23 protein-coding genes are annotated in these 16489 nt (G+C 41.5%); 9 read left to right on the top strand and 14 right to left on the bottom strand.

The window, feature by feature from the left end:
* Nucleotides 1-310 precede the first annotated feature (310 nt).
* Complete coding sequence (locus tag HZA08_09415; GenBank protein ID MBI5193642.1) at nucleotides 311-1147, bottom strand: FAD/NAD(P)-binding protein; 837 nt, start codon at nucleotides 1145-1147, stop codon at nucleotides 311-313.
* 65 nt (nucleotides 1148-1212) lie between these two features.
* Nucleotides 1213-2238, bottom strand: coding sequence for a 4Fe-4S dicluster domain-containing protein (locus tag HZA08_09410; GenBank protein MBI5193641.1), 1026 nt, complete (start codon nucleotides 2236-2238; stop codon nucleotides 1213-1215).
* 260 nt (nucleotides 2239-2498) lie between these two features.
* On the opposite strand from HZA08_09410, the gene HZA08_09405 reads away from it, so the two are divergent.
* From HZA08_09405 to HZA08_09395, 3 genes are read left to right on the top strand one after another with little or no spacing between them, the layout of a single operon-like run.
* Nucleotides 2499-3239, top strand: coding sequence for a hypothetical protein (locus HZA08_09405; protein ID MBI5193640.1), 741 nt, complete (start codon nucleotides 2499-2501; stop codon nucleotides 3237-3239).
* Nucleotides 3240-3268: 29 nt separating this feature from the next.
* Nucleotides 3269-3730 carry a hypothetical protein gene (locus HZA08_09400; GenBank protein ID MBI5193639.1) on the top strand — a complete coding sequence of 154 codons (462 nt, stop codon included), beginning with the start codon at nucleotides 3269-3271 and terminating at the stop codon, nucleotides 3728-3730.
* Nucleotides 3696-4430: a hypothetical protein gene (locus HZA08_09395; GenBank protein ID MBI5193638.1), complete on the top strand. Its 735-nt coding sequence runs from the start codon at nucleotides 3696-3698 to the stop codon at nucleotides 4428-4430. The genes HZA08_09400 and HZA08_09395 overlap by 35 nt, the downstream gene beginning before the upstream one ends.
* On the opposite strand, the gene HZA08_09390 is transcribed toward HZA08_09395, so the two are convergent.
* The 11 genes from HZA08_09390 to HZA08_09340 form a co-directional block, all read right to left on the bottom strand.
* The gene (locus tag HZA08_09390) at nucleotides 4425-4856 is read right to left on the bottom strand and encodes a TraR/DksA C4-type zinc finger protein (protein ID MBI5193637.1); all 432 of its coding nucleotides are present in this window, start codon (nucleotides 4854-4856) and stop codon (nucleotides 4425-4427) included. The genes HZA08_09395 and HZA08_09390 overlap by 6 nt on opposite strands.
* A gap of 253 nt (nucleotides 4857-5109) precedes the next feature.
* A complete protein-coding gene (locus tag HZA08_09385; GenBank protein MBI5193636.1) occupies nucleotides 5110-6321 on the bottom strand; it encodes a methionine adenosyltransferase in 1212 nt (403 codons plus the stop codon).
* Between the two features lie 219 nt (nucleotides 6322-6540).
* Entirely contained in the window at nucleotides 6541-7083 is a 543-nt protein-coding gene (locus tag HZA08_09380; GenBank protein MBI5193635.1) for an adenylyl-sulfate kinase, read from the bottom strand.
* Nucleotides 7061-8149, bottom strand: coding sequence for an aminoglycoside phosphotransferase family protein (locus HZA08_09375; GenBank protein MBI5193634.1), 1089 nt, complete (start codon nucleotides 8147-8149; stop codon nucleotides 7061-7063). The genes HZA08_09380 and HZA08_09375 overlap by 23 nt, the downstream gene beginning before the upstream one ends.
* Nucleotides 8150-8315: 166 nt before the next feature.
* Nucleotides 8316-10787: an SLBB domain-containing protein gene (locus HZA08_09370; GenBank protein ID MBI5193633.1), complete on the bottom strand. Its 2472-nt coding sequence runs from the start codon at nucleotides 10785-10787 to the stop codon at nucleotides 8316-8318.
* Between the two features lie 108 nt (nucleotides 10788-10895).
* Nucleotides 10896-11135: a hypothetical protein gene (locus tag HZA08_09365; GenBank protein ID MBI5193632.1), complete on the bottom strand. Its 240-nt coding sequence runs from the start codon at nucleotides 11133-11135 to the stop codon at nucleotides 10896-10898.
* Nucleotides 11136-11177: 42 nt separating this feature from the next.
* Nucleotides 11178-11441 carry a DNA helicase gene (locus HZA08_09360; GenBank protein MBI5193631.1) on the bottom strand — a complete coding sequence of 88 codons (264 nt, stop codon included), beginning with the start codon at nucleotides 11439-11441 and terminating at the stop codon, nucleotides 11178-11180.
* A complete protein-coding gene (locus HZA08_09355; GenBank protein MBI5193630.1) occupies nucleotides 11438-11719 on the bottom strand; it encodes an AbrB/MazE/SpoVT family DNA-binding domain-containing protein in 282 nt (93 codons plus the stop codon). Before HZA08_09355 ends, HZA08_09360 begins: the two co-directional genes overlap by 4 nt.
* A 443-nt stretch (nucleotides 11720-12162) precedes the next feature.
* Nucleotides 12163-12438 (bottom strand): hypothetical protein, encoded by a 276-nt coding sequence (locus HZA08_09350; GenBank protein ID MBI5193629.1) that lies wholly within the window; start codon nucleotides 12436-12438, stop codon nucleotides 12163-12165.
* A complete protein-coding gene (locus HZA08_09345) occupies nucleotides 12438-12653 on the bottom strand; it encodes a hypothetical protein (protein MBI5193628.1) in 216 nt (71 codons plus the stop codon). Before HZA08_09345 ends, HZA08_09350 begins: the two co-directional genes overlap by 1 nt.
* Nucleotides 12643-12855 (bottom strand): WYL domain-containing protein, encoded by a 213-nt coding sequence (locus tag HZA08_09340; protein MBI5193627.1) that lies wholly within the window; start codon nucleotides 12853-12855, stop codon nucleotides 12643-12645. Before HZA08_09340 ends, HZA08_09345 begins: the two co-directional genes overlap by 11 nt.
* A gap of 230 nt (nucleotides 12856-13085) precedes the next feature.
* On the opposite strand from HZA08_09340, the gene HZA08_09335 reads away from it, so the two are divergent.
* From HZA08_09335 to HZA08_09315, 5 genes are all read left to right on the top strand, one after another.
* Entirely contained in the window at nucleotides 13086-13532 is a 447-nt protein-coding gene (locus tag HZA08_09335) for an energy transducer TonB (GenBank protein ID MBI5193626.1), read from the top strand.
* A gap of 128 nt (nucleotides 13533-13660) precedes the next feature.
* Entirely contained in the window at nucleotides 13661-13972 is a 312-nt protein-coding gene (locus HZA08_09330) for a BrnT family toxin (protein MBI5193625.1), read from the top strand.
* On the top strand, nucleotides 13944-14204 hold the full coding sequence (locus HZA08_09325; protein MBI5193624.1) for a BrnA antitoxin family protein: 261 nt from the start codon (nucleotides 13944-13946) through the stop codon (nucleotides 14202-14204). The genes HZA08_09330 and HZA08_09325 overlap by 29 nt, the downstream gene beginning before the upstream one ends.
* A gap of 21 nt (nucleotides 14205-14225) precedes the next feature.
* A complete protein-coding gene (locus HZA08_09320; GenBank protein MBI5193623.1) occupies nucleotides 14226-14816 on the top strand; it encodes an ATP-binding protein in 591 nt (196 codons plus the stop codon).
* Between the two features lie 191 nt (nucleotides 14817-15007).
* Complete coding sequence (locus HZA08_09315; protein MBI5193622.1) at nucleotides 15008-15208, top strand: DUF2283 domain-containing protein; 201 nt, start codon at nucleotides 15008-15010, stop codon at nucleotides 15206-15208.
* An 86-nt stretch (nucleotides 15209-15294) separates the two neighbouring features.
* Here the strand turns inward: HZA08_09315 and HZA08_09310 are convergent, their stop codons facing one another.
* Nucleotides 15295-16104 (bottom strand): site-2 protease family protein, encoded by an 810-nt coding sequence (locus tag HZA08_09310; GenBank protein MBI5193621.1) that lies wholly within the window; start codon nucleotides 16102-16104, stop codon nucleotides 15295-15297.
* A 224-nt stretch (nucleotides 16105-16328) separates the two neighbouring features.
* Here HZA08_09310 and HZA08_09305 point away from each other — a divergent pair.
* Nucleotides 16329-16489, top strand: a 161-nt coding sequence (locus HZA08_09305) for an HTH domain-containing protein (protein MBI5193620.1), incomplete at its 3' end; no start/stop codon positions are given.

Here is a 16489-nt window from a genome sequence, read left to right as displayed (position 1 = left end):
TGTGAGCCGAAGGCTCATGTGGGTTCATCCGAAAATGACCCCAAGTAAGCAGTAAGCGGTAAGCAGTTAGCAGATAAAGACTGCCTTTCCTGTTTACTGCTCACTGCTTACTGTTTACTATTTTCATTTCCCTTTGTGAGCCGAAGGCTCATGTGGGTTCATCCGGGAATCCTCTACGGCGGGGTAAGAAAACCCCGCCTATCCATATCTAAGAGGATAGGCGGGACATTCTTGTCCCGCTGATTTTCATGGCCCTTTGTGAACCCTGGTTCATGACGGTTCATCTCTTACTAATCACTATCCACTTTCTTTAGAGCGCTTCCTGCAGTTTCCTTGCCTCCAGATACGACAACACCGGCCCGTTCTGGCACAGGTATATGCCGTTAATCTGGCAGTGGCCGCATTTGCCTATGCCGCATCGCATCCTACGTTCCATATCAAGAAAGATATTCCCCTCAAACATCTTCTTTGCCAAAAGCTCCTTTACCACAAATCTATACATAACAGGCGGGCCTACTACCGCCGCAATAGTATTCAAAGGATCTATTGTTATGTACTTAAATAATCCTGTTATAACACCCACATGGTTCTTCCATGAGGGTGCAGCTATATCAACGCTGACATGCATCTCAATGGAATGGTCTTCTTCCCACATTGCTATCTCTTCTTTAAACAATATGTCCTCAGGTCTTTTGGCACCGATAAGAAGTATCAGACGTCCATACCTTCCCCGTTCATTCAATACATGCTTGATAAGAGACCTTATTGGTGCAAGACCAAGCCCGCCAGCAATAATAAGGATGTCCTTTCCTTCAATCTTCTCAAGCGGGAACCCGTTGCCATAAGGCCCCCTGATACCTATCCTGTCATTAACAGAGCTTCTGTGGATAGCCCCTGTAAGATTTCCTATTGAGCGGATACAGAGTTCAAAGGTGTTGCCTGAATTTACCGGCGGAGAAGAGATTGATATTGGTGCCTCACCAATCCCGAACATTGAAATAAGAACAAACTGGCACGGCCTGTGTTTAAACCCATTCCCATTATCCAGCCTGACAGTAAACAACTTCTCCTTATCAGTCATCTGCCTGATACCAACTATAGTCGCCGCCATCGGCACAAGATTGGATTTTTGCGTTTCCTCACCCATTATCTTTCCTCTAACTTCTGATTTCTTGCTTCTGACTTCTTGCTTCTTGCTTCACAGCCTTCAACCTACCTACCCATCACATGATTAAATATCTCAACAATACTTATCTTCGCAATACAATGCTCAATACACCTTCCACACCCAACACACCCGGACTTTCCAAACCTCTTTTTAAGATAGACCTCTTTCTTAAATACCCTATGCCTTACCCTTTCAGCCGCACTCTTTCTGAAATTTTCACCGGTCGCAACCTTGCAAAATCCCCTGAGCTGACACCCGTCCAGTTTTCTGTGCCTGCTCCCCTCCTCCATATCCGGACACACCTCATCAGCAACATCAAAACAATAACAGGTCGGGCACACGATATTACATGCCCCGCATGATACACATTTCTTCCCCTCTATTGCCCATATCTCATCATTGTAAGATTCTTTCAGTACATGGGACAGCATTTCCATATCGCCGTTGACTGACTTCTTAAACCCCTTCTTCCTATCCTCTCTTACCTTTAACAGCCTTAACCAGTCTTCATACCCCGCCCTTATAAAATAATCATAGCCATTAACAATCTCCATGCCGGCATCCGTTACAACATTTACATAATATCTCTCACCAAGGTCAGTAAAGAAGAGGTCATAACCTTTGTATGCAATGTGATACCCCTTATCAAAACAGAGAATATTATCCTCCTTACACGGCTTCAGGCACTCATATCCGATGATTACAGAAGCACGCCTCCTGGCAAGATAGTTCACATCCGCAGGCTCTTCTGCCAGAACTTCATCCATAATATTGATTGCATTAATGTCACAGGGATGTATAAATGTAAGCACCTGCTTATTGGCCTGAACAACAGGTTTCATGCTGTTTATATCTTTAAGATTAAATTCAAGAAGTTTTTCATTGTCAGGATATAACCACTTTACCGGCGGCAGAATTGTAGTGTTATATTGTGCAGACACCTCGGACGGGCTATTTATCTTATCAAATATAAAACGTCCATCCCTGGCTACCGGGGCGATAACGTCAAAGGAGGAGAGAAGGTCAAGGACGAATCTATCAACATCTTTGTGTTTGATAGTCACATCCATTATGCCTGAATCATAGTTTTTTCATTCGGCAAAGTCAAGGGATTAAATAACAGGTGATAGTGACACCAAAACCATGACAAAAGAAATATGGTGGTCTAATTTACAGGAGGTAAAATCGGGCATACATCGCTCTACCCGGTAGCTACCAAGCTTTATGGCCTGAAACCTGCATATAAAATATCCATATATTTTAAAAATTAATAGTGTGTTGTCAAAATAAATGCTTGACATCACATACTCAATTAGTCTAAATTGCAACTATGAAAGACTTCAAACAACTTTTAAGTAAAATACAGGATGAGCGGTTCATCCATAATATCTCAGAGCTTACTTATGACAGGCTCTTTGCCCTGTGGCATTTAAGTCCCTCAGTTGAAAAGCAGTTGAGTGAAATCATCTCTAAGGTAATAATAGGGTTGTTTATATTAAGATACCTGGGACACGTTAATGAAGAGGTTGTTAAGGAATCGGGCCTTCAAAACAGACTGACTTCAAAGGACCTCTCCGATACTAAAAAGATATCCGCTTTGATGAAGGATTTAAGTAATTCAAAACGGTTTAAGTTAATACTCGAAAAAGAGATATTACCCCTCCTGCAGGATATTATTGAAAATTCAAAGGCAAATAACATGACAGACCTTGTCAGGCTTGCACATACAGGGGATTATTTCTCATCAGCCCTTGAAGATATGAAAGGTTCAGGCGATTTTGAATACCAGTTGTGGCTTGAATCAGTACCGGAATATTATGATAAAGACATGATGCACATGTCTTTAAAGAAAAACTCCACTGCCATTAAGCCAAAAAAGAAGAATCAATTAATGCTGGATAAATGGGTAACAAACCTTCATCTGCACACATCAACTACAGATGCAGAATTTACTGATGGAAACACCATATCCTTAAAACCCTGGTTTCATGAACGCCGCAGACCTCCGGTCGGCTTTAACAGATGGATTAAAGAAAACAGGGAAAACAGACGCACTGCCGGAATAAATTAATAATAATACCTTAGTAACAATTACCTACGTTGGATATAATAGAGAAGATAAAAGACATAGACTGTTACCTCAAGAACATTACTGCCAGCAGGCCGGATGTAATCCATGAGGATGTTTTAAGACAGTTTGAGATCAAACGTGACGTATCTCATGAAGTCAACCTGCCTAAGAGAAAAAGCGAACACTTTTCCGTTGAGGTAACAGACAGTATAACCTTTTCCCCTAAAGAAGGCCCATTTAAGGTAGAGATAGTTATAGGCGCAGCAATTACCCTTTCGGAGCCTATGACCCCAGGTGAAATAACAAAACTCATAAATATACAGAAAAACAAGCTATCAATCATTAACCAGTGTCTTCCGCATTCCTCATCTATTACAGCACTTATAACAGACAAGATGGGGTTTTCACCTGTAATATTCTCGTCAAGGATTGCCATGGATACGAAAGAATTCACTAATGCGAGTAGAGTTCCCGGTAGACGAAAAAAGTGAACGATATTTAAGAGAATTAGAAGAAGATGAGGACATAAGCGCCATAAACTCCTTCCTCCTCTCTAAAAGGGGTGAAGACTTTTCCAACTACGCATCAATTATCTGCTTCTGTTTTAAAGAAAAAGACCTGATGGACCTTAACAGTGTTACCACGCTCCCTGATAAGGTAAAAATCTGGGCAAAGAAAAAGATGCTTGAGAATGACCCTACTTTCATGGATTTTTTCAAACACCTTTTTTCCCTGTATTCAAGTTTCTCACAGACTGAGGAAGGGCTTTCAATACTCGGGAAGAGGAGGAGCCTTTTCCCTGAGATATATCTCTTCCACAGGATAAAAGATAATTATGCTTACAACCCAAAAAACATTATACGGCGTGACAGCTATGTCATTATTGATGACTGGGATACAAGAAAGAACAGGTCAAAAGATGAGGGGCAAAAGATAGATATTGGTGCATGGGACCCTATCAAGGAGACCGGCCAGTGCTATGAGTGCAAGGTTAAATTCTACATGAAAGAAAAGGAGCACCAGTTGAAGTTCTTAGAGGAGATACGTGACCGCTCTAAGGGTAAGATTCATGTCTTTCTGGCAAGCTTCGCCCCAAAGAAGACTATTATCAGACAGCTCCAAAGTTTCTTTCCCGGCCGGGACCTGAGCAAGATCAATATATTCGGTATTGATGAATTAAAAAATCTATAGCATCTCCTCCCCAACCTCATGATGTGATGAAGAGCCGAACCGTTCGCGTTCTTTTTCAATCTGTTCAAGTTCCTCTCTCTTCTGCTTACATTCAATGCAATAAACTGCAAACGGGAGCGCCTTCAAACGTGCCTCACTGATCTCTGTATCACAATCCGCACAAATACCATAAGAACCCTCTTCAAGTTTCTGAAGCGCATGTTCAATCTTTTCAAGAGTATCTTTTCTCAGATCTATAAGCGTAAGACCTGTCTCCTCAGCAAGGTCTGTGAGTGCCTTATCACCTTCATCAAGAGCAGTGTCCATCTCCTTTTTATATTCTCTGCCGAGCTGTTCAAAGAGCTTTTCTTTCACATCATTCCAGATTACACGTTTCTTTTCGAGCAGCATCTTTTTCAGTTCCTCTTTCTTCTTATTTGTCATCATCGGGTATCCCCCTCCTTCCGGTTAACAATCACGACATCAATTTCATCCGAAAATCCCTTCCGGCGGGGTAAGAAAACCCCGCCTATCCACATATTGATTGAGGATAGGCGGGACATTCCTGTCCCGCTGATTTTCATGGCCCTTTATGAAATCCCGTTTCATGTGGGTTCACTCGAAAATCTCCGTAGCTCACCCCCAACCTGACCCTCCCCTCTCAAGGGGGAGGGTCAGGTTGGGGGATTTCATTCCTCAATCAACAAACTGGATACTTCCCTTCCAATAATTCATCACAGAAAACATCCATCTCCGACAGCTCCCTATCTATTACATCTTTTACCTTTTTTGACACCGCTGCAAAAGATGCCTTGTGTTCAGGTAATATCTGTGCTGATATAACAGCTGGCTGATCAACAGGGTTGCCTATCCGGCTTCCAAGCCAGACATATATCTCCTTGATCCCGTCAACACTCTCGTAAATCTTATGTGCCATTTTGTGGGTCAGTATATTGTAAATCTTCCCAATATGGCTTACTCCGTTTTTGCCTGCTGCGGCCTCTGCTGCTGAGGGCCTGTTTAATGCAATTATCCCGTTTACCCTGTTACCGCGGCCAACTTCGCCTGAATCGGCATCTTCAGCAGATGTCCCTGTAACACTAAGATACAAACCGTTAAGCCCCCTTCCCTTTCTGTCTAAGGTGTTAAAATATACCACAACCTTACCAGAACTGATACATTTATCAAGGACAAATTCTTCTATCGCCTTATGCACAATATCCTTCTTCATAAAGTAATCGGATTCATCCGCTATGTACCTGTCTATAAACGGCATAGCTACTGTTAATGCAAGTTCACTATCCTTTCTGAATGCCATTATCTTTATATCCTCGCCGGTCTCAGGGAATCTTTCCTTGAACTCATTTGAGTTCATGTACATCTCCGTTTCAAGCACTGTTATCTCTGTCCCTGTAAGCGGGGCGTAGCCGACTGCTGCTGAGGTATCATTTGCCTCAAACACACCTTCCTCACGACTGAAAATATCCTGAAGCTCCTGGGACGTCTGTCTAATCTCCACTTGATAAGTTACATGATTATCAGGGTCAACAAATCTAAGGTTATCCCTGAACCACTGCTTTGCAGTAGCAATTGCAATATCGCCGATTGGTATTGTTTCATTCCCAACTTTGAAGGTAGCCCTGTCGCCAAAAATCAGTCGCATCGGTTCCGTCACCCTCCCGCCGCCGAACCTTCTCTCCACCCCCCCTGCCACGAGCAGTCCTTTATCTATGTTGTGATGAAGAATAGTGCCGAACCGTTCCTTGTATTCCCTGCTCAGGGCTAATGCAACCTTTTCCATAATGGCATCACATATTGAGTCCGGGTGTCCAAGCCCCTTCCTCTCCACAATCTCCACCATCCGCTCTGCAACAGAAGAACCTGTTAGCCTCTCTACGAATATATCACGCATTAGCTATTCCTTTTCTGAAACAAACCCCATCCCCACCCTGACCCTCCCCTTGAAGGGGAGGGAATAAGCATGGCACCCTCCCCCTGCCCCCCGTCAAGGGAGGGGTAATACATGGTAAGCATTATCTTCTTACTTCTTACGTCTTATGTCTTGCTTCTAACTTCTTGCTTCTTACTTCTTACTTCTGCTCACTGCTTACTGCTTACTGCTTACGATAAGTCACACCCACCCCTTTTCCTTCATCCTTGCTATCACATGGTCTGCACCAATCTCAGGGGTAGCCTTGTCTGATTCGATTATGATGTCCGGTGATAATGGTTCTTCATAGATATCCTGTAACCCGGGGACATAATGTGCCTTTCCTGTTTGTGCCGATTTATAGATACCTTTCGGGTCTCTTTCCATACATATATGAAGCGGGCATTTCATATATACTTCTATGAATTTTGAAATTGATGCCTTTGCCTTATCTCTATAGACCCTCTTGTTTCCGGTTGCATCAAAAATAACATTAATACCATTTGCTATCAGCATCCGGCCCATAAATATCATAACATCGTAAAACCAGTCTCTTTCTTTTTGTGAGTATACAGGTTCCGGGGTAAGAACCTTTCTCAAGGCATCAGATTCAAGACGAACAGCCTTAACGGTATACCATTCATGGAGTCTTTTTTCAATAGTACCTGCTACAGAAGATTTCCCTGATGCGGGTAAGCCGGTAACCCATACAGCAAAACCTTCATCTGTCTTCAAGGTATTCATTAACCCTCGCCGGTTCAAACTTGTCCATAAGAAGAACATTATTTATAAAATTAAAAATCTTTTTCCTTACCTCAATTGAAAGAGAAGGATACCACTGCGGGTTACCAATAACAAGCCCCCTCCACGCAAGGAAGGGCTGTATCACCCCTAATAACTCCTCATCACGGGTGCTATTAAGGTACGTCTCCCAAAACAGGGTATGAAGCCTTTCAAAAGGCCCAGCCAGACTTCCATAACTTTGAAGAGAAAAGAAGATATAGTTGATAGCAATTGTAGCGGCATCATCTGCAGGCTCACCCCACTCCCCCCTTGCCCTGTCCAAAACAGTAAAGTCAGTACCCTCTCTGAATAATATGTTCCATGGATGAAAATCTCCGTGAACCTGTGAAAGCCTGTGCCCCATATCCCTTATCTTCCACCGCCATTCGACACACCGACATTCTATGTCTTTCAATAATTTCCGTGTAATAAACTCATACCCTGTACTGTAGTTGTCTATAAGACCCATTATGCACTCGCCATGCCCTATAAGGTCCCTTATCCTCCTTGTATACAAATGCGGTGCATTAATCTTAACACTGTGAATCTTTGCAAGATATTCTGCTAAAGCCTTAACCCTGTCATCATCCCCTTTTTCTGACTCGCCGGTGGAAAGAATCCTTTCAAGGTCTTTATAATATCCCTCTCCCTCAACAAATTCTGTAACAATGAAAAACTCTTCAGCCTCCCCGACAGATATAATATCTCCATCCCTTGTAAATGCACCCGCATCAATAGCCTTTACATGGCCCGGCAATCTGCTGAATGTAGAATTATCCCATATAAGACTTTGTGCCCTGTCTGAGAAGTGGTCATGCCCAAAGCTGTTTGGAGACATGGTTTCGAGGACAACTGAAATATTTTTATTATTAACAAAGAAATTTATGAGGTAGGGTAGCCCGTATCCGAAGCCTTTTATATCTGCTTCTTCTTTCGTCCCGATGCCTTTAATAGATACGATCCGGACGTCTGCGTTATAAACATAAGAGAGATAACCTTCAAGCCTTGTTCTGTTTAACTCAGGCATATTTTTCGAGGGGTCAAGGGGTCAAGTAAAAACCCCATCCCCACCCTAACCCTCCCCTTGAAGGGGAGGGAATTTGAGGATTGCTTTGTACCGCTAAGCAATCTTATTTCTTACTTCTGACTTCTTATTTCTAACCTCTTGCTTTTAGCTTCTCTTCAGCGTCAACCTAAAATGCGACTATGAGGACACCCGCTGTAACTGCGATTTGATACAATATCTGGGTAAGGTCTTTTACTTCCCTGAGCCAGACTACCCTTTCTATCTTCTCAGGTACAACTATTGTATCCCCAGGATCGAGTGTCGAGGACATGAATTTAGGCTTGAAAAACCATCCTTCATCCGTATCCCCGTTCATTTTTGAACGCCCGCTCCATTCTCTCTTTGAGATAGCTGTACCATCCATCTTTAGTACATACATATCATCAAACTCAGCATTTCTGGTCATACCGCCTGCATATTTCAGATACGATTCCACTGTCCATGAAGGATTATACACAAATGCCGTTGGATTATAGACGGACCCGATCACTTGAACCTGATGTGGTTTCTCAGGAATAGCCAGTACGTCTCCGTCTTCCAACGGTATGTCGTAAGTTGAGTTCTTAAAATTTTCAGGTTCAGACAATTTTATACTAACAACACCCTTAGCCTTAACTGATCGCATCTTGGTTATAAGCCCCCTCCTCTGGTCTACTACTGCCTTCTGCTGCTGTGCCTCTTCTGGAGACAATGCGGATTCTATAGTGCGTGCAGATTGGGATATTATCTCCTGTTCTAGCCTGTCTATAGATTCATCAAGCTGCTTCTGCTGTAAAGTCCTGACAGACTCCCTTGTAAATACTGTCCCTTTAAGATATGCCCTGTCGGTGTATCCGCCTGCCCGCTCTATCAATGATGAGAGGGTTTCACCTTTATTTATGGTATATGTCCCTGGAAACTTCACCTCACCTGAAACCGTAACAGTCCTGTAAAGCCCCCATTCCGGCACAGTCTTTACAAAGAGGTAATCATCTTCTTTTAACGCAATATTATATTGTGCATCTCCATCTATAGCCTTCTGAAGTTTTATTATAATCCGTTGAGTGACTGGACCATCAGGGGTTATAGTTACCCTGGTTAACTCCGCATCTTCTTTATTGGCATATCTCAATATACCGCCTGAGTAAGTAAGCAGGTCTTTAACTGTCATACCTTCCTTATAACCATAAGTCCCCTGTCCCTTAACCGCCCCTCTGATATGAACAAGCCTCTCTACAGTTTGTGATACAGGAAATATCCTGACAACATCCCCGTCACTTAGGATTATGTTATTTTCCTCTTCCTTTCCTGCCTCTGAAAGGTTAAGCTCAATAAGATTCTGGTCCTCTCCATTATCTATCCTTAGTATCTGGATACGATTCTTAAATGATATACTATTCAGGCCGCCTGCCATGTTTATCAGATCCCTGACCCTGTTTTCACCTTTTAACTCATAAATGGCAGGTACTTTCACATTTCCTGCAATTCCGGCAAGAGGCCCTACAGGAGGGATAAATATTACATCCTCCGGTAAGAGCCTTACGTCTTTTGACTTGTCTCCATGCAGGATAAAGTCATAAAGGTCAAGGGATAAAGATGCCTTTCCCTTCCTGTTTAGTTGTATATTCCTCAATGAGCCTACCTTGGACGGCCCGCCTGCAGCAAACAGTGCATTAATAATGGTAGAAAAAGAAGACAGTGTATAACTGCCGGGGCGCCTCACATTCCCTACAACAAATACCCTTATACTCCTCAGATTCCCCATGCTTATGTTAATCTTTACATCTGTAAAATACCTGCTGAACTCTTTTTCAATGAGTAGCTTTGCCTCATTGAAAGAAAGACCGGTAAGTTGTAATACCCCGACAGTAGGGATATTTACTTTACCATCATTGTCAATTAAAGACCGGTATTCAGCATTCACTTTGCCCCAGATTGCTACATTAATCTCATCCCCGGGACCAAGTATATAATCAGGCCCGGCCGGCACTGTATCTACCGGAACAAAAGTCGGGATTGATTTATCAAAAAGGTTATACCCGAATTGTTTAATGTCGGTTGCTATATAAAGAGGGCTTTTAATTCCTGCTGCCCTGAATCCATTTGCAAGCGCCTCCTGTGAACCCATAATAAACCCGCCGCCTAATTTATCCGGGATACTGAGCATTGTATAACCGGGTGGGATTGGAGTAACCGGAGTCATTGGAAATTTTATGTCAGGCTGTAATCGCAGTATTGATAACTGTATATCAGTTATATCCAGACTGTCTGAGAGATACCTTTCAAAGTCAGACTTTTCTTCAGGAACGGATGGATGGGCGCCCAATTCATAATCCGGACGCTCACCAGGGGCGGTTTCAACCCCTTGCCTTTTTTCTTCCAATGATGGTAACCCTCTCTTTTTCTGAAGTTCTAATTGTGTTGCAGCGGAAGGCATAGACGGTGTACCCGGCCCGCCCGGAATTCCTGAAGGGATATTTGTGCCGCCGGACAAAAAAGACCCGCTTAAAGCAGGATTAATACCTCCTGCTGCAAAAACACCTGAATAAGAAAACAGCAACAGGGAACATGTAATGAATAAGATTATTATTGTTGTTGGAATAAGTTTTAGATTTTTCATAACGGACAAAGTTACAATAAATTGGAATAGCAAGTCAAGTTCTTTTAAATTTCTTGTCAACCCAATTTAGAAATGTCCTCTTTTTACCAAAATAGAAATGTCCGGTTTTTATGGTATTGAACTTTTCTGTTCTTTTACTTTCTTACCATATTTAAAATTATTTAATTTTTCCATTCCTATGTAGACCATCTCAATCTCTTCTTTCAGTTTTATTGCCTCATAAATGGCATTGTATTGACTTTCAATCTGCTCAAAACATTCCACCGGGGCTATATCTATAAAAAAATTCTGACTTTCTTCAATCCTTTTTACGCTCTCCTGAGTTTTGATTCCTGTGTCCTTATGCACCTTTTTAAAAGGGACTGGAATGACTTGTCAAACGGTTTTCTTTCAAAACTTATCAATTAACTCATGAGTTCCTGCGTAGTATAGTCTATAGATATTTCCTTCAATCTTAAATACACATCTATAACCCTTATCAACGTAAAATTCCCAAAAGTCTGTACCTTCCAACCTGTGAATCTGTAGAGATGGATGTTTAGGATTTTCTCTAAGAAAGGATAACTGCTTCTTTAGCTTCTTTTTAATGTCTTTCGGCAGGTCATCATAGCATGATAAAAACGTGTCCTGTATATCTATCAGGTACTTGCTCATCCCCTTTTCTCAAGATCTTTAATCAGGTTATCCGCATCTTCATATCTTTTAAATTTACCCTTCTTGTAATTTTTCTCTGCCTCTTTTATTTTATCCTGTACCTCTGGCGCCCAGAACCATGCTTGAGACCGTGGAATATTTACGGCCGGTTCAAGGATAATTCTTCCACCTTCTGCAATCTCAATAATAAATTGATCACCCTCTTTAATGTTCAAAGTATCCCTTACTTCTTTGGGTATTGCTATTTGACCCTTCGCTGACATCGTAATCGCTTTCATATCATTTCACTCCTTTAGTAAAATAGTAAAATAATTTTACTAAATAATCAAGTGCTGTTTCAGAATGTTAAGAAGTCTTCTTCTGTAGAAGAGGCAAACATAAAGGAAATTGGGATACCTTTTCTTTTTATCAAATCGGCAGAACATCGTTCATTAAAGATGTGGAATCATTGCTCTTAAGGGTTATTCGCCCACGAGGTAATAGCGTTAAAGGTAGGTTCAAAAAGAAAAATGATTTAGCAAAAAGAAATGGGATTAAGAAGGACTAAAGAGGATATAGATTTATTTCATCTTATGCAGAGACGAATCTGGCCTTGGCGAGTATGTGTGTCCGTACCACACTTGCCTCCCGTGATTACATAAATGCTAAAATGATAGCACAATGTATTGCGCCTATTCTTGTTTTTGATATTTGTTTTCCATGTCTTCCACTTTGCACATTTTTATGCCACTGATTTTAATTCAATTTTATCTATCATGGACAAAGTTTTTGGCCGAATACCCTTGATTATTACATATACTACTCTGTGACCTTCTGCCTCTATATTCTTTCCCAACTTAAGATTAAACTCTTTTAATACATTATCAAACTCTGGTAATAGAATAATCTCGGCATCAATGGGAACCTTTTCTTCAAGCTCAGGATGCTCAAACAGATACCTGCTAAACTCTGCGCTTAGCTCAAAATTACGTTCAATCATTTCTTTTTCGTTACTCATTACTTGCCCTCCGTAAACCCCATTTTGTAATATTCCCAATTAGACTTTAAATCATTCTCTGCAAAGGTCAATGCATCATTAAAGTCCTGATTGAATAACGGTGTCTTCTTAACATCTCCTTTAATGTTCAACAGGTCCCTGTGAACAAAGCCATGAGCTGTGTCATACCTGACGACTGGATACCATTGGTCAGCCTGTGAAGCCTCACTTACCATACACATCCAGCATCGCTTTCATCTCACCTATGACCTCTTCTCTCAGCTCAGGTGGCGATATGATTTCGCAATAGGGTATCCAGTGGTATGTCCACCATTTAAGCTCCCTTGTTCCTTGTATTGTTGCCCTTAAAATCAGTGCCCCGTCTTCCTGTTCTTCAATCGGGGCTATATCTATAAAAAAATTCTGACTTTCTTCAATCCTTTTTACGCTCTCCTGAGTTTTTTAGATTTTTGTGACGGTTCCTGTGCTGGCATGGTTTGATTATAGGAGTTTGGAGACAGATGTCAAATCTAAACTAAGCCACTGACAGCCGTTGGTCACTCTGTCTTTCATATTTCATGCTTGGCTGTATTTTTCCAAACTGACCTACCTTTGTCACACCGCTGTATTATGCTCCTTCTCCAATACTGGAGCGGGGCTTCTTCCATATGAAATTTTTCAGAAAAGATAGCAATAAGTTCCTGTTCAAAAATATACTTACCATTGCACTTATGGTTTATTTTGCAGTTGTTCCGGTTACATGCTCAGCCTCTCTGAGCAAGGCGGCAGCAGAGGGAGAAGGAAAGGTTTTATTTAAAGCAAGGAACCGTGAGTCAATAAAAGAGGTGCTTACATCCTACAGTGGGAGTATAGCCTTTCTTTACAGGAAGGCACTCAGAGACAATCCGGCACTCAAAGGGACAATAACTGTTGAATTTACGATTGAGCCAACCGGAAAGATTATAAATGCACGAATTGCCTCAAGCACGGTGAATGACCATGAATTTGAAGACGAGGTTTTAAAATGCATACAGACATGGAGATTTCCGCCATTTCCTAACAGCGGTAAAACTGTAATAAAGTATCCACTGGATTTTAAACCGGCAAAAGACTAATGCCGGTAAATTTTGAAGACATCTGAAAGATCATGTTATCCTGAAATTATCTTTGCATGATCTTTTAACCGATCTTTTTTTTATCCGTGAGTTTGATAACACTTGTGTATTATGGTAATATACAGACAATGATAGACTTTCAGAAGATAGAGGGCTTTGACTGGGATGAAGGTAATCAGCGAAAGAATCAAAAGCATGATGTTACACAGGCAGAGTCTGAGCAGGTTTTTATAAATAAACCACTGCTTATTTTGTCTGATGAGAAACATAGCCGGAATGAACCGAGATACCATGCACTTGGGAAAACATCTGAAGGAAGATTGTTGCATATAACATTTACATTGCGCGGTGGTGATACGAGAGTAAGAGTAATATCTGCCAGGGATATGCACAACAAAGAGAGGAGGAGTTATGACCAAAAAATTAAAACCAGTGCCTAAGTTTAGGTCTGAAGCTGAAGAAAGGAAGTTTTGGGAGACACACGATAGTACAGAATATTTTGACTGGTCAAAGAGTGTTACTGCAACATTCCCGAATCTTAAACCATCCACGCAGTCCATCTCACTGCGGCTGCCAAAAGACCTGTTGGAACGTATTAAGATTGAAGCTAATAAGCGTGATGTCCCGTACCAATCCCTCATAAAAGTATGGCTTGCCGAGAAAGTAGGATAGAGGACATCTAAATCCCTCTAGATATTCCTGTCTGTCGTAGCAAATTGTAATGTCCTGGGGAAAGAGGTTCTTTTAAAGAGGGCAAGCGATATCCGGTCATGCTGGGTAGGTGAGACAGAAAAGAAAATTGCAAGTTCATTTACAGAGGCGCAGGAAACTGACAGCATCCTCTTTTTTGATGAGGCGGATACATTTCTATTTCCAAGAAAATCAGCCCGGCAATCATGGGAGATCAGTTTTACCAACGAAATATTAACACAACTTGAAAGTTTCAAGGGAACAGTGTTTTTTGCTACAAATGATATGGATGGGCTTGACCATGCGGCACTGAGACGGTTCAAGTTCAAAATAGAATTTAAACCCCTCACACCTGAAGGCAATCTCATTTTCTACAATACCCTTTTGAGAAAGCTGGTGTCTGACAGCAAAGACCTTTCAACAGAAGAAGTAATTGCTATAAAGGGTATTAAAAACCTTACCCCCGGAGACTTTGCAGTTGTAAAAGACCAGATGTCTTTTGCCGACCCTTCTTCCATCACACATGAGATGCTGATAGAGGCTTTATCAAACGAGGTCAGATACAAGAAAATAGGAAAGGCGATAGGGTTTTGAGGGGTCTGAGTTATTCTTTAATGTTCTTTACTGTGAGAAACCGGGCATGATATAGTGCTATAAAAGTCTTGAGATGTAGTTGACTTTATTTTGGCATATATAAAATAAAAGGTCTGAACCCGCTACCTTTTTAAAAAGGGATTACGATATAAAAACACACGATTGATAGCATTATAAAGTGGGTGGTAATTATGAAGATAAAATATTCAAAGGAGGCTGACATCCTCTTAATAGAACTTAGAGATGGAACCCCTGTTGATTCAATAGATATAAAGGAGGGAATCATCCTTCATCTTGATGGTGAAGGAGTGCCGCTTGAGATTGAGATACTGGATGCATCCAAGCTTGCCACGCTCAAAGAAATTAGTGTGATGACTCCAATGGGGACATAATAATTTTACCCAAATTATTCCATATACAGCATATCTAATCCTCCGTCTAAGACATCTGAGCGGAACTAACATTTACTGCCTTTGTCTCAGTAAAAGTGTATCGGTGCCGGCATAAAGGTAAGGGCAAATATAACAAGGTTTAAACAGCCTGTAATCTTTCTCTTCCTGTCTAACACTATCAAATCATCATCTAAGAGCGGGTGTCTGATACCGAAGATGAGAAAAAGGATTGCCCATACTATGTATCCGGGCCATGTGAATATCCCCAGGACGATAAGAAGAATGAGTATAGTTATTGATATGAGATAATGGTTTTTTCCAAATACTGCATAAGCAATATGGCCTCCGTCGTTTTGACCTACCGGCAGTAAATTTGCAGATGTCACAAATAAACCTATCCATCCGGCAACGCCTATCGGATGCAATAAAATACAACGTGGTTCAGTTTCCGGACCAAATACCAGATATGACAGGATATGAAAAATAATGGAGGAACTAAATCCATATCCATAGAGCGTGTATGGTTGTTGCAGGGGAATCGCATAAGACAATTTCAAACCGATAACTGTTGCCGCAACAGAGACAACAAAACCGGCGACAGGGCCTGAAACGGCAATATCTAATAGTGCCTTCCTGTTTGTTATGGGTGAAATGGATTTTATGACAGCACCGAATGTACCTGTAAGAAACAGCGGCGGTGCAGGGATGAAATAGGGGATGGTGGTCTGAACACCATGCCTTCTTGATGCAAAGAAGTGACCGAATTCATGGGCGAGAAGAATGCCAAGCAGGGTAAGTGAAAATGGCAGACCTTCAATTATTCGCAACGGTTCTATCAGTGGGTTTATCCATTTCTGTATAGCCCCACTGACCGTAGTCGTTATTACAGTAAGCATGAATAGTATTACAGGTATAATAATTTTGGGTCTCTGTCTCATTTTCTACACCACATGTGAGTTATAGCACGATTACGCTAATTTGTTCGTTATACAATAACATGCACGGGTGACAACCATTGGTCAGTGTGACTTTTACCCTGCGCCGTTTTAATGCATGGTTCAATTCATGGTTTGACAACGGTCTTCAAGAATATATAAAATATGCCGCTGGAGGGAAGATTATGGCGGGTCGGTCTAAAAGAGATGTGGACAGGGAAAAGAAGATACACAGGCTCCTCTCCATCCTTAGAATCCTTGATATACGTAAACAATGTACTCCTAAAACCCTGGCAGAGGATTTCGGTACTACGGAGCGGAATATCTACAGGGATATAAGCACCAT

The organism is Nitrospirota bacterium, from assembly GCA_016212215.1.
Lineage (GTDB): Bacteria > Nitrospirota > 9FT-COMBO-42-15 > HDB-SIOI813 > HDB-SIOI813 > JACRGV01.
This window is presented reverse-complemented; position numbering and strand designations above follow the sequence as displayed.

Excerpts from the sequence above, each read along its gene's own strand:
- HZA08_09415 (MBI5193642.1), bottom strand. The coding sequence starts at position 1,147 with ATGGGTGAGGAAACGCAAAAATCCAATCTTGTGCCGATGGCGGCGACT.
- HZA08_09410 (MBI5193641.1), bottom strand. The coding sequence starts at position 2,238 with ATGGATGTGACTATCAAACACAAAGATGTTGATAGATTCGTCCTTGAC.
- HZA08_09405 (MBI5193640.1), top strand. The coding sequence starts at position 2,499 with ATGAAAGACTTCAAACAACTTTTAAGTAAAATACAGGATGAGCGGTTC.
- HZA08_09395 (MBI5193638.1), top strand. The coding sequence starts at position 3,696 with ATGCGAGTAGAGTTCCCGGTAGACGAAAAAAGTGAACGATATTTAAGA.
- HZA08_09390 (MBI5193637.1), bottom strand. The coding sequence starts at position 4,856 with ATGATGACAAATAAGAAGAAAGAGGAACTGAAAAAGATGCTGCTCGAA.
- HZA08_09385 (MBI5193636.1), bottom strand. The coding sequence starts at position 6,321 with ATGCGTGATATATTCGTAGAGAGGCTAACAGGTTCTTCTGTTGCAGAG.
- HZA08_09380 (MBI5193635.1), bottom strand. The coding sequence starts at position 7,083 with ATGAATACCTTGAAGACAGATGAAGGTTTTGCTGTATGGGTTACCGGC.
- HZA08_09375 (MBI5193634.1), bottom strand. The coding sequence starts at position 8,149 with ATGCCTGAGTTAAACAGAACAAGGCTTGAAGGTTATCTCTCTTATGTT.
- HZA08_09370 (MBI5193633.1), bottom strand. The coding sequence starts at position 10,787 with ATGAAAAATCTAAAACTTATTCCAACAACAATAATAATCTTATTCATT.
- HZA08_09360 (MBI5193631.1), bottom strand. The coding sequence starts at position 11,441 with ATGAGCAAGTACCTGATAGATATACAGGACACGTTTTTATCATGCTAT.
- HZA08_09355 (MBI5193630.1), bottom strand. The coding sequence starts at position 11,719 with ATGAAAGCGATTACGATGTCAGCGAAGGGTCAAATAGCAATACCCAAA.
- HZA08_09350 (MBI5193629.1), bottom strand. The coding sequence starts at position 12,438 with ATGAGTAACGAAAAAGAAATGATTGAACGTAATTTTGAGCTAAGCGCA.
- HZA08_09345 (MBI5193628.1), bottom strand. The coding sequence starts at position 12,653 with ATGGTAAGTGAGGCTTCACAGGCTGACCAATGGTATCCAGTCGTCAGG.
- HZA08_09335 (MBI5193626.1), top strand. The coding sequence starts at position 13,086 with ATGAAATTTTTCAGAAAAGATAGCAATAAGTTCCTGTTCAAAAATATA.
- HZA08_09330 (MBI5193625.1), top strand. The coding sequence starts at position 13,661 with ATGATAGACTTTCAGAAGATAGAGGGCTTTGACTGGGATGAAGGTAAT.
- HZA08_09325 (MBI5193624.1), top strand. The coding sequence starts at position 13,944 with ATGACCAAAAAATTAAAACCAGTGCCTAAGTTTAGGTCTGAAGCTGAA.
- HZA08_09315 (MBI5193622.1), top strand. The coding sequence starts at position 15,008 with ATGAAGATAAAATATTCAAAGGAGGCTGACATCCTCTTAATAGAACTT.
- HZA08_09310 (MBI5193621.1), bottom strand. The coding sequence starts at position 16,104 with ATGCTTACTGTAATAACGACTACGGTCAGTGGGGCTATACAGAAATGG.